Annotated in this window: 9 protein-coding genes; 8 read left to right on the forward strand and 1 reads right to left on the reverse strand. The window is 33.0% G+C overall.

The features are described from left to right. Positions 1–77 precede the first annotated feature (77 nt). From hrcA to AC38BG_RS05135, 8 genes are all read left to right on the forward strand, one after another. Complete coding sequence (hrcA, locus tag AC38BG_RS05100; RefSeq protein WP_489937843.1) at positions 78–1,079, forward strand: heat-inducible transcriptional repressor HrcA; 1,002 nt, start codon at positions 78–80, stop codon at positions 1,077–1,079. Positions 1,080–1,089: 10 nt separating this feature from the next. Continuing rightward, positions 1,090–1,665 carry a nucleotide exchange factor GrpE gene (grpE, locus tag AC38BG_RS05105; protein WP_489936788.1) on the forward strand — a complete coding sequence of 192 codons (576 nt, stop codon included), beginning with the start codon at positions 1,090–1,092 and terminating at the stop codon, positions 1,663–1,665. Positions 1,666–1,685: 20 nt separating this feature from the next. Continuing rightward, entirely contained in the window at positions 1,686–3,530 is a 1,845-nt protein-coding gene (dnaK, locus tag AC38BG_RS05110) for a molecular chaperone DnaK (RefSeq protein ID WP_489936789.1), read from the forward strand. Positions 3,531–3,595: 65 nt separating this feature from the next. Continuing rightward, on the forward strand, positions 3,596–4,735 hold the full coding sequence (gene dnaJ, locus AC38BG_RS05115; protein ID WP_489936790.1) for a molecular chaperone DnaJ: 1,140 nt from the start codon (positions 3,596–3,598) through the stop codon (positions 4,733–4,735). A gap of 88 nt (positions 4,736–4,823) precedes the next feature. Then, the gene (gene lepA, locus AC38BG_RS05120) at positions 4,824–6,662 is read left to right on the forward strand and encodes a translation elongation factor 4 (protein ID WP_489936791.1); all 1,839 of its coding nucleotides are present in this window, start codon (positions 4,824–4,826) and stop codon (positions 6,660–6,662) included. Between the two features lie 3 nt (positions 6,663–6,665). Then, positions 6,666–7,346, forward strand: a complete 681-nt coding sequence (locus AC38BG_RS05125) for a class A sortase (RefSeq protein WP_489936792.1) — start codon at positions 6,666–6,668, stop codon at positions 7,344–7,346. After that, positions 7,346–9,607 carry a single-stranded-DNA-specific exonuclease RecJ gene (gene recJ, locus AC38BG_RS05130; RefSeq protein WP_489937844.1) on the forward strand — a complete coding sequence of 754 codons (2,262 nt, stop codon included), beginning with the start codon at positions 7,346–7,348 and terminating at the stop codon, positions 9,605–9,607. The genes AC38BG_RS05125 and recJ overlap by 1 nt, the downstream gene beginning before the upstream one ends. Positions 9,608–9,622: 15 nt before the next feature. Then, complete coding sequence (locus AC38BG_RS05135; protein WP_489936793.1) at positions 9,623–10,153, forward strand: adenine phosphoribosyltransferase; 531 nt, start codon at positions 9,623–9,625, stop codon at positions 10,151–10,153. 44 nt (positions 10,154–10,197) lie between these two features. Here AC38BG_RS05135 and AC38BG_RS05140 read toward each other — a convergent pair whose 3' ends face one another. Then, on the reverse strand, positions 10,198–12,462 hold the full coding sequence (locus AC38BG_RS05140; RefSeq protein ID WP_489936794.1) for an HAD-IC family P-type ATPase: 2,265 nt from the start codon (positions 12,460–12,462) through the stop codon (positions 10,198–10,200). Between the last annotated feature and the right edge of the window lie 15 nt (positions 12,463–12,477).

Raw genomic sequence — 12,477 nt, forward strand, 5'->3', positions numbered from 1 at the left:
ATAAGACAAATGAGTGCTAAATAAGAGGCGATAGTATGTTAACTGAACGTCAAGAATTGATTTTAAAAACAATCATTATGGACTTTGCTCAGACACACGAGCCTGTTGGTTCAAAGACCGTTATGCAGCAATTACCTATTAAGGTGTCTAGTGCAACAATTAGAAATGAAATGGCTTATTTGGAACACAAAAATTTGATTGAAAAAACACATTCATCAAGTGGTAGAATTCCTTCAAGTCAAGGGTATAGATATTATTTAGACAATTTGATAGAACCTTTAGAATTGCCTAGCTCTGTATATACAAAAATCATTTCATTATTAGATCAACCATTTAATCAAGTCAATGAAATTGTTGAGCAGGCAGCTAAAATATTGTCAAATTTAACTAATTATACAGCCTTTGCTGAAGGCCCTGAAGCTGTAAATACAAAAATTACGGGCTTTAGGATAGTTCCACTGTCTAATCGCCAAGTTATGGCGATATTAGTTACTGATGATGGTAATGTTCAAAACCAAGTATATACGCTACCAAATAACATTAATGGAACTGAAATTGAACGAGCTGTTCGTTTATTAAATGATAATTTAGTTGGTCATTACATCAATGAAATTTCAATGGATTACTTGCACAAGATAGGTTTAGGTAATATTGATAATAATTCATTTGATTTGTTAAAACTGGTTGATGATGTTGTCAAAGATGCTGCCAGTGATCAGATGTATGTTGATGGGCAAATAAATTTATTGAGTAATTCCAAATTGGAAAACCCAAAACAAATTAAATCTTTATATCAACTATTGCAGGATAATAGTTTTTCAGATTTAATGAATCCTGAGACCAAAACTAAAAAAGGACCATACAGTGTTAGAGTAAAACTAGGTTCTGAGATGCCTAGTCAGTTACTAGAAAATTATAGTTTATTAACTGCTGAATATAATGTTGGAAATCATGGTAAAGGAACAATTGCGTTGCTAGGACCTACTAACATGCCATATTCACAGATGATAGGGTTACTGGAATATTTTAGTAATGAATTGGCTAAGAAATTATTAGATTATTATGGTGGCTTTAAATAAGGAGGGCATTTTGAGCGATAAAGAGTTTCCTAGTGAAAAAGATTTAAATCAAGAAAATGAAAAGACAAAAGAAAATATAAAAAAAGAAGATACTAAAAAAACTAGTGAAAAAACAGATGAAATAAAAAAGTTATCTGATTCTCTAGCTAAATTAATGGATACTAATAAAGAACTTGAAGATAAGTTTTTACGTAGTCAAGCTGAAATTCAAAATGCTCAAAATAGATATGCTAAAGAACGAGCACAATTGATTAAATATGAGTCACAAACTTTGGCAAAAGATGTTTTACCAGCAATTGATAATTTAGAGCGTGCACTGCAAGTAAAAGTTGATGATGACGCTTCAAAGCAATTGAAAAAAGGTGTTCAAATGACCTTAGATGCATTAGTAAAAGCATTAAATGATCATGGTATTACTGAAATTGAAGCTGATGGTCAAAAATTTGATCCGACCATTCATCAAGCAGTTCAAATGACAACTGCTCAAAATGATGATCAAAAAGACCATGTTGTTCAAGTGCTTCAAAAAGGTTATTTATATAAAGATAGAACATTAAGACCAGCAATGGTTATCGTGGCACAATAAGAGAGGAAGTTAAATTAATAATGGCAAAAGTTATTGGTATTGATTTAGGAACTACAAACTCTGCAGTTGCAGTACTAGAAGGAAAAGAACCTAAGATTATTACAAATCCAGAAGGAAATCGTACAACACCATCTGTAGTTGCATTTAAAGATGGTGAAATTCAAGTTGGTGAAGTTGCTAAAAGACAAGCTATTACTAACCCTAACACAATCGTTTCAATCAAACGTCACATGGGTGAAGCTGGATATAAAGTTAAAGTTGGAGACAAGTCATATACACCACAAGAAATTTCAGCTATGATTTTACAATACATCAAGAAGTTTTCTGAAGATTATCTTGGTGAACCTGTAAAAGACGCTGTTATTACTGTACCTGCTTATTTTAACGACGCTCAAAGACAGGCAACTAAAGATGCTGGTAAGATTGCTGGTTTAAATGTTCAAAGAATAATCAATGAACCTACTGCATCTGCTTTAGCATATGGTCTAGATAAAGATGATAAAGATGAAAAAATCTTGGTTTATGACCTTGGTGGTGGTACTTTTGATGTTTCTGTCCTTGAATTAGGTGATGGAGTATTTCAAGTATTATCAACTAATGGTGATACTCACTTAGGTGGGGATGATTTTGATCAACGTATTATGAATTGGTTGATTGACAACTTCAAGCAAGAAAATGGTGTTGATTTATCTAAAGATAAGATGGCACTGCAACGTTTGAAAGATGCAGCTGAAAATGCTAAAAAGGATTTATCTGGTGTTTCTCAAACTCATATTTCACTTCCATTTATTTCTGCAGGTGAAACTGGTCCTTTACACTTGGAAGCCGATTTAACAAGAGCTAAATTTGATGAATTAACTCATGATTTAGTTGATAAAACTAAAGTGCCATTTGACAATGCACTAAAAGATGCTGGTTTAACAGTAAATGATATTGATAAGGTCATCTTAAATGGTGGTTCTACTCGTATTCCTGCAGTTCAAGAAGCTGTAAAGCAATGGAGCGGTAAAGAACCTGATCATTCAATCAACCCAGATGAAGCTGTTGCTTTAGGTGCAGCTATCCAAGGTGGTGTTATTTCAGGAGATGTAAAAGACATCGTATTGCTAGATGTTACTCCATTGTCATTAGGTATTGAAACAATGGGTGGAGTATTCACTAAGTTAATTGATCGTAACACTACAATTCCTACATCAAAGAGCCAAGTATTTTCAACTGCAGCAGATAATCAACCAGCTGTTGATATTCATGTTTTGCAAGGTGAACGTCCAATGGCTGCAGATGATAAGACATTAGGTCGTTTTGAATTAACAGATATCCCTGCAGCACCTCGTGGTGTACCACAAATTCAAGTTACATTTGATATTGATAAAAATGGTATCGTTAATGTATCTGCAAAAGATATGGGCACTGGTAAAGAACAAAAGATTACCATCAAGAGTTCATCTGGTTTATCTGATGAAGAAATTAAGAAGATGCAAAAAGAAGCTGAAGAACATGCTGATGAAGATAAGAAGAGAAAAGATGAAGCTGATTTACGTAATGAAGTAGATACTTTAATCTTCTCAACTGAAAAGACATTGAAAGATGTTAAAGGCAAAGTTTCAGATGATGATACTAAGAAAGTTCAAGATGCTTTAGATGCATTAAAGAAAGCTCAAAAAGATAATGATCTTGATGAGATGAAAGCTAAGAAAGACGATTTAGCCAAAGTTGCTCAAGATTTAGCCGTTAAGTTGTATCAACAAAATGGTCAACAATCAAACCCAGGACAAAATCCTAACCAAAACAATTCTGGCGATGCAAATGGCTCAGATGGTGATACTGTTAATGGCGACTTTAAAAAAGTAGATCCTGACAAGTAAAAGGTTTATACTTAAAAGAACTGCGCAAGTAGTTCTTTTCTTTTGTAAAATAATAAGGAGCAACAATGGCAACCAATCGTGATTATTATGACGTTCTTGGCGTCAGTAAAGATGCCAGTGAACAAGATATTCAGAAAGCTTATAGAAAACTATCTAAAAAATATCACCCGGATCTAAATAAAGCTCCGGATGCAGAAGAAAAATTTAAAGAAGTTAATGAAGCCTATGAAGTTTTAAAAGATAAGCAAAAAAGAGCCCAATATGATCAATTTGGTCAAGCAGGTGTAAATGGTCAAGGCGGCTTTGGCGGTGGCAGTGCTAATGCTTATGGTGATTTTGGAGGCTTTGGCGGTTTTGGAGACATTTTTAGTGATTTATTCAATGGCGGTCAAAGACAACATGTAGATCCTACTGCACCAGTTCGTGGTGATGATTTAGATTACACAATGAATATTGATTTTATGGATGCAATTAATGGTAAGACTACTGATATTACTTATACACGTAGTGAAACTTGTCCTACTTGTAAAGGTAGTGGTGCAGAGCCTGGAACTCATCCTATAACTTGTGACAAATGTCATGGCACTGGAATGATGACAATCACTCAACAATCTATGCTTGGAGTTATTCAACGTAGTGTACCATGTGATAAATGTCATGGTCGTGGTGTAATTATTATGCATCCATGTAAGACTTGCGATGGCAAAGGTACAATTGACAAAAAACAAACTCTTGAAGTTAAAGTACCTGCAGGAATTGATAGTGGTCAACAGATTAGATTGGCTGGACAAGGTGAAGCAGGTAAAAATGGTGGATCCTATGGAGATTTGTACATAGTATTTAGAATTAAGCCAAGTAAAGAATTCACTCGGCGTGGCACTACTATATATACTACTGTTCCAATTTCTTTTGCCCAAGCTAGTTTAGGGGATAAAATTAGTATTAACACTGTACATGGAAAGACTAATTTAAAAATACCTGCTGGAACACAACCTGGATCTAAATTTACCTTGCGTGGTCAAGGGGTACCATATTTGCGTGGAAATGGTTCTGGTGACCAACAAGTTACAGTTGATGTAGTTATTCCAAAGACGCTTAACGACAAACAAAAACAAGCTTTAGTTGATTATGTTAAAGCAAGTGGTGGATCAATATCACCTCAGGAAAAGAACTTTTTCGAGCGTTTAAAAGATTCATTTAGTTAAATAAGAGCAGGTTTATATAGCCTGCTTTTATTTTGTTCTAGTTTATTGCCTTTGATATAATAGATAGCAGACGAAAAAGGTGAAATTAATGGATTTTAAAGAATTAGAAAATTATCAAAAGCATATTCGTAACTTTTCAATTGTTGCACATATCGATCATGGAAAATCTACAATAGCTGATCGTATTTTAGAATTAACTGATACAGTTGAACATCGACAAATGAAAAATCAATTATTAGATGATATGCCACTAGAGCGTCAACGAGGAATTACCATTAAATTAAACTCTGTTGAAGTAAAATATCATGCTAAAAATGGTGAAACTTATATTTTTCATTTGATAGACACTCCAGGACATGTTGACTTTTCTTATGAAGTATCAAGATCACTAGCAGCATGTGAAGGGGCTTTATTGGTAGTTGATGCAACACAAGGTGTTCAAGCACAGACTTTGGCAAATACTTATCTAGCAATTGATGATGATTTAACTATTTTGTCTGTAATCAATAAAATTGATCTTCCATCTGCAGATCCTGAAAATGCAAAAGAAGAAATTGAGGAAATGTTAGGACTAGATGCCGCAGACGCAGTAGAGGTATCTGGTAAAACAGGACAAGGTATTCCAGAATTATTAGAGCGGATAGTTTCTGATATTCCTGCACCCCAAGGCGATTTGAAAGCACCTTTAAAGGCTTTAATATTTGATTCAAAATATGATGATTATCGCGGAGTTGTTTTATCTATTCGTGTAGAAGATGGAATGGTAAAGCCAGGTGATCAAATTGAAATTATGAATACTCATAAAACTTATGAAGTTACCGAAGTTGGTGTTTCTACTCCAAGTCCCGTGAAAAAAGACGTGTTAGTTGCAGGTGACGTAGGATATTTAACTGCCAATATCAAATCTGTTAGAGAAACTCGTGTAGGTGATACTATAACTATTGCCAAAAATCCTACACGAGAGCCACTGCCAGGGTATCGCCAAATTCCACCAATGGTTTATTCAGGAATGTATCCAGTTGACAATGCAAAATATGATGATTTAAAAGAAGCATTGCAAAAATTACAACTTAATGATGCTGCATTGGAGTTTGAACCAGAGACTTCAACTGCTTTAGGCTTTGGTTTTAGATGTGGTTTTTTAGGGTTATTACATATGGATGTAGTGCAAGAGCGATTAGAGCAAGAATTTAATTTAGATCTAATTATGACCGCACCATCAGTTGACTATCATGCAATTATGAATGATGGCTCTACTAAAGTTATTGATAATCCTTCTGATTTACCTGAAGCTGGAGAATATAAGCAAGTTCAAGAACCCTTTGTTAAAGCTGAGATCATGGTTCCTAATGAATTTGTAGGGGCAGTCATGGAATTGTGCCAACACAAACGTGGCGAATTTGTAACTATGGACTATCTTGATAAATATCGAGTTAATGTAATATATAATATGCCATTAGCTGAAATTATTTTTGATTTCTTTGATGATTTAAAATCTTCAACTAAAGGATATGCCTCCCTTGATTATGAAATTACAGGCTATCGCACTACAGATTTAGTTAAAATTGATATATTACTTAATAAAGAGCCTATTGATGCCTTAAGCTTTATTGCTCATCGTGATGAAGCACAAGAGCGTGCAAGACAAATGACATCACTACTTAAGAAATTAATTCCAAGACAAAACTTTGAAGTAGATATTCAAGGAGCAATTGGGGCTAAAATTATTTCACGTGCCACAATCAAACCATATCGTAAAGATGTAACTGCTAGAATTCATACTGGTGACCCTGACCGTCGTGCAAAGTTATTAGATAAACAAAAACGTGGTAAAAAGCGGATGAAATCTGTTGGTCGTGTAGAAGTGCCACAAGATGCATTTATGGCAGTACTAAGAATGAATGATGATGATATCAAAGGAAAGTAACCTATGGCAACAAAAAAAAGCAAACGAAATATTTGGCTGCGAATACTTGCAATTGTTTTATTGATAATTGGCCTGGTCTTAATTTTCAACAAACAAATTTCAAATATGATGGTTTCGCAAAACCAAGCGAGTGCATTAAGTAGTTTGAATCGTGATAGCATAGAAAAAAATAAAAAGAAAAAAGGGATGTTTGATTACAGTAAAGTTAAAGAAATTGACTTTGCTCAAGTTACACGATCACGTGTAAAAAACACCTCCGATGCAATTGGTGCATTGGCTATTCCAAAGGTAAAAATGTATTTGCCAATTATGTTGGGACTAAGCAATGATGCGATGTCAACTGGCGGTGGCACTATGAGAGCTGACCAAGTAATGGGAAAGGGCAATTATCCATTAGCTGGGCACTATATGACGACTCAAGGGATATTGTTTTCACCTTTAGAAAATACTAAGCTAGGCGAAAAAGTATATCTGACTGATTTAAAAAAAGTTTATATTTATAAAATTTACATGAAAAAAGTTGTTGATCCAACAGCTGTATGGTTAGTCAATAATACTAAAGATAATATTGTTACATTGATTACCTGTGCTGATGGTGGAACTAATCGTTGGGCTATTCGTGGTAAATTAATCAAAACAGAAACTGCTACTAATAAGAATTTACAAGTGTTTAAATTAAAATGATTAAATGGGAAAAAAGACAAGGTCAAAATATTTCACAAGATGTAATTGACCAATTTCAACTTAGTCCAATTCAGGCTAAGTTGTTTTCATTAAGAGGAATAACTACTCAAAAAGAAATTGATTTTTGGTTGAATGCTAATGAAAATGATTTAGCTGATCCATATTTAATGCATGATATGGATAAAGCGGTCAAGCGAATTAACAAGGCAATTGATCAAGGTGAAAAAATTACTATTTATGGTGATTATGATGCAGATGGTATTACTGCTACTACAATTATGGTTGAAACGTTAAGTATATTAGGTGCTGATGTTCATTATTTTATTCCAGATAGGTTTAAAGATGGATATGGCCCCAATCTTGATAGTTATAAAAAAATTGTAGCTGATGGAACTAAATTAATAATCACTGTCGATAATGGTATTACGGGTGTCAATGAAGTAGCATATGCAGCTAGAATGGGAGTTGATACAATAGTTACTGATCACCATACTTTCCAAGAAAAAGTCCCAGATGCATATGCAATTGTTCATTGTAATTATCCAGGTCAAAAGTATCCTTTTGATGATTATTGTGGTGCAGGAGTTGCATATACAATTTGCCGTGCATTAATGGATGATCCAATGCCCGAATTATTAGAGTTTGTTATGATTGGTACTATTGGTGATATGGTTAAAGTTACTGGTGAAGGGCATATCATAGTTAAACGTGGGTTAGAGCAATTAAATGAAACAGAGCATATTGGTTTACAAGCATTAATCAAGCAAGCTGGATTAAAATTAGGATCCATTGATCAAACAGATATTGGTTTTATGATCGCTCCAAGATTAAATGCTGTTGGAAGATTAGCAGATGCAAAACTTGCTGTTGAATTATTGTTAGCAGATGATGATGAAACTGCCCAAAAATTAGCTGAAAAAATTGAAGAATTAAATACCAAAAGGCAACAATTAACCAAGCAAGTTTTTGATCAAGCAATAATGCAAATTAATCAAATGAGCTACGGAAAAAATAATACTTTAGTTTTATACAATCCTAATTGGCATCAAGGAGTTTTAGGATTAGTCGCAAATAAAATTGTTGAACAAACAAATAAACCAGCGATTTTGTTAACCAAGGCTGAAAATGGCGAAATAGTTGGTTCTGGTAGAAGTAAAACCGGATTTAATTTATTTGATGCACTACATCCTTTTTCAAAAACTTTATTAACTAAATTTGGTGGTCATGATTTTGCTTGTGGTTTATCAATGAAGCAGTCAAACATTTCAAAATTACGTCAAGAATTTGAAAAAAGTTATCATTTGACTACTAATATAGCTATAAAAAATTATGATGAGGCTTTAGATCCAAATGATATTACTATAAATTTGTATAATGAAATTCAATTAGTAGGTCCATTTGGTACAGGTAATCCAGAGCCAATATTTGAAATAAATAATCCTAATATTACTAATTTAATGGTAATGGGGCAGACTAAAGCACATATTAGATTTCAATTAGCTAAGTTAAAGGTAGTAGGTTTTAATAAAAGTTATTTGACTCAAACTTTATTACCTTTTGTCAAGAAAATATTTGTGACTTTAAATATTAATGAATGGCAAAATAAAAAATCAATTCAAGCTTCAATAGTAGATTTTGAATTTGGACTACCTAAATTAGCAATGCCTACTAAGGTTATTGATTTTAGAAATGAAAAACATTTGTTAGGTTTTGCAGATAAGTATTTATTGTTTGATCCTGCAAATAAAAATGCTAGTTTAAACAGTTATAATATAGATCCTGAAAAAATAGAATTAGCAAATAATTATCAAGGTCAAAAACAAATTATTACTTTACTTGATGCACCACATAATATTTTTCAATTAAAGCAAGTTATTGAACAAAATAATTTTGAGCAAGTTTATTTACGTTTTACAATAGATAACTTACCAGTGGATGAAATTCCATCAGATATGAAATTCAGGAAGGCTTTAAAATATGTATATTCTCATCCTGGCTTGAAACCAGAGGATTATAAAATAGTTGCACCACATCTTGATATGAATACGGAAACTATATACTTTATCTTGCGAGTGTTTTTAGAGCTAAATTTTGTTAAAATGGAAGATGTTCAAATAGTTCCTGAAAAAAATGCACAGAATCAAGCCTTAACTAATTCACGGTATTATCAAGCTGTGAAATCGCAAGTTGATTTTGTACAAAATCTTAGAACTATGCCATCCATTAAACTTTTGAATTATATTAAAAGTTTAATGCATTAATGGAGGTTTTTGATAATGGCAATTGATTTTAGAAAGTATATTGCAAGCGTACACGATTTTCCTAATAAGGGGATAACTTTTCGTGATATTACACCATTGTTGCAAGATGGAAAGGCATATCGTGCTGCAACACATGAATTAGCTAAATATGCTAAAAGCAGAAATGCTGATGTAATAGTAGGCCCTGAAGCTAGAGGCTTCATTGTGGGTTGTCCTGTTGCATATGAATTGGGATTAGGTTTTGTTCCTGCAAGAAAGCCACATAAACTTCCTCGTAAAACAGAAATTGCTTCATATGATTTAGAATATGGATCAAATAGTCTAGAAATGCACATGGATGCAATAAAACCAGGACAAAAAGTTGTTATTTGTGATGATTTAATGGCAACTGCAGGAACCCTAAGAGCTGCTAGAGAGTTAATTGAACGTTTAGGTGGTACAGTTGTGGGTGCTGCATTTTATATTGAATTGACTAATTTAAAAGGTAGAGAAAAATTACCTGATATAGATATGTTTTCATTAGTTAAATATGATGATAATAAATAAAAAAATGCCAAGGCAAATTTGAAGTGCCTTGGCATTTTTTAATGTTAAACTTTATTGATCAATGGTTTATAAACTAAATCTATGATAATTGCAGCTACTAGTGCAACTATTGCAGTGATTAAGATATGCATAATTGAGATTTTACTCATTGCAATTCCTAATCCTGCTAATAAAAATGTCAATAAAACATCAATAATTTGTACAGTTCCAACATATTTTGAAGGATGAGATTGCCAGAAATATGTTTTGGTACGAGTAATTAAAATTAAAAACATAGCGGTTAATACTAGATAGACATAAATTGCTGTTGCGATGGTATTATGCGAATAATTTTGAGACATCATAAATTGCATATATCCAAATCCAGCAACAGTCCAACCTAAAGCTAGTGAAAATGAAATTTTTGAGAGTTTAGGAATATCCCAATTTTCTGGCTTATAAGTAACTGCTGCATGATCTGTTCCAATCATTAAAGTCACCATATTATTCATAATCGTATAAATAACCATAGCGTTAAATGCTAATGGTAAATATCCAAAAGCCAAATAACCTAAAGTAATCAAAACAGTTAATTCTGCTGTTCTTGATAATTTTGTTAGAGACCAAGTTGTCATTCGTTGGTATACACGGTGTCCAGCATCTAGGATTTTAATAATTGGCATTAATCCTTCATCAAGTAATACCATTTTGCTGGTTCTTTTTGATACATCAGCTGCATTTGACATTGCAATACCGACTTCAGCTTGCTTTAATGCAGGAGCGTCATTGACACCATCGCCAGTCATCCCCACTATATAGCCTTTTTTTTGAAATAGTTTGACCATATCAAGTTTATTTTCTGGTAAAACATCAGCGATACCTGATAATTCAGATAAGGGGGTGTTTTCATCAAACTCATGAATTGAAATAACTTTACCTTTAAGACCAACTTGTTTAGCTACATATGCTGCGGTTCTTTGATTATCACCAGTCAACATAATTGGTTTAATTCCACGCTTTTTCAATTCAGTTAGTGCACGTTTACTATCAGGTCTAATTTTATCTTGCAGGATAAATACACCAGCAAGTTTATTATCAATTAAAACAGCTACTGATCTACCAGCAGTAAAATTAATATCTTTTACTTTTATTTGTGCAGCAGGATCAATTTTAGACAATTGTCTAAATGAGCCAAGTTTTATATCATGATCTGAACTTTTAGCTTCTGAATATCCCTTATCAGAAGAAAAGGGGATGTAAGATTTTGCATCAACAATTGCGATGTTATGGTCTTTTAAATAATCAAGAATTGCTTCATCAATTACACCCAAGTTTTGTTTATCACAAGCTAATCCTGCTAATTTTAGAACTTGATTGTTTTTCATTGTAGAAAAGTTAGTCCAACTTGCAACCTCAGTTTTATTTTCTGTAATGGTACCAGTTTTATCTAATAATAATAAATTCAAATTAGCTGCATCTTGAATTCCTGTTAAATCAGAAGTCAAAATACCTTCTTTGCTCAATCTTTTTGCTTCAAATGAATTAGATAATGCAAAAGTTGAAGGCATCGCAACAGGAATTGATGCAATAAACATCATTGCCAAAAATGGCATCATCTGGATAATATTGTCATGTCTAATAATTGCAGCGATGATTAAAATGATAGTTAAAACAGAATCTAATAAACATAAATATAAAATTATTTTAGTTAATAGTTGTTGCAAATGACCTGGTGCAGCAGAATTATTAATCAAATTTACTGTTTTACCAGAGCGAGAATTGGCACCAGTTGCAGTAACAACGGCTAACCCATTACCCGCAACTACTGTAGTTCCAGCAAATAACTGACTATTTAGTTTTTTTGTGACAGATTTTGATTCACCAGTAATCGAACTTTCATCACAAGACATTTGTCCAGAAATCAATTTTGCATCTGCTGGCAAGATTGCACCACGATTTAAACTGATTAAATCACCTGGAACTAGATATTTAGAATTTATTTTTTGCCACGTATTATCTCTTTTAACAGAAACGATAGGGGTTAATTCATGTGAAATATCATCTAAGACTTTGCGTGATTTTCTTTTTTGGATGGTTCCATTTAATGCCGCAAACAATAACATTAATAAAACAAAGCTTGCTTGAATTCCTTTGCCTAAAAAGACTTCTAGAACTAATGCTGCCTCTAATATCCATGCAGATAAATTCCAAAGTTTAGATAAAAATGCTTTAAAAAAGTTGAATTTTGGTTCTGGAACTTCATTGTTTCCATATTTAGTTAATAATTGTTTAGCTTGATCAGAAGTTAAACCGGTTTTTTGTTCGGTCATATAAATGACCTCCTT

This window comes from Lactobacillus sp. M44, assembly GCF_058130005.1.

Excerpts from the sequence above, each read along its gene's own strand:
- hrcA (WP_489937843.1), top strand. The coding sequence starts at position 78 with ATGGACTTTGCTCAGACACACGAGCCTGTTGGTTCAAAGACCGTTATG.
- lepA (WP_489936791.1), top strand. The coding sequence starts at position 4,824 with ATGGATTTTAAAGAATTAGAAAATTATCAAAAGCATATTCGTAACTTT.
- AC38BG_RS05140 (WP_489936794.1), bottom strand. The coding sequence starts at position 12,462 with ATGACCGAACAAAAAACCGGTTTAACTTCTGATCAAGCTAAACAATTA.
- dnaJ (WP_489936790.1), top strand. The coding sequence starts at position 3,596 with ATGGCAACCAATCGTGATTATTATGACGTTCTTGGCGTCAGTAAAGAT.
- AC38BG_RS05125 (WP_489936792.1), top strand. The coding sequence starts at position 6,666 with ATGGCAACAAAAAAAAGCAAACGAAATATTTGGCTGCGAATACTTGCA.
- dnaK (WP_489936789.1), top strand. The coding sequence starts at position 1,686 with ATGGCAAAAGTTATTGGTATTGATTTAGGAACTACAAACTCTGCAGTT.
- AC38BG_RS05135 (WP_489936793.1), top strand. The coding sequence starts at position 9,623 with ATGGCAATTGATTTTAGAAAGTATATTGCAAGCGTACACGATTTTCCT.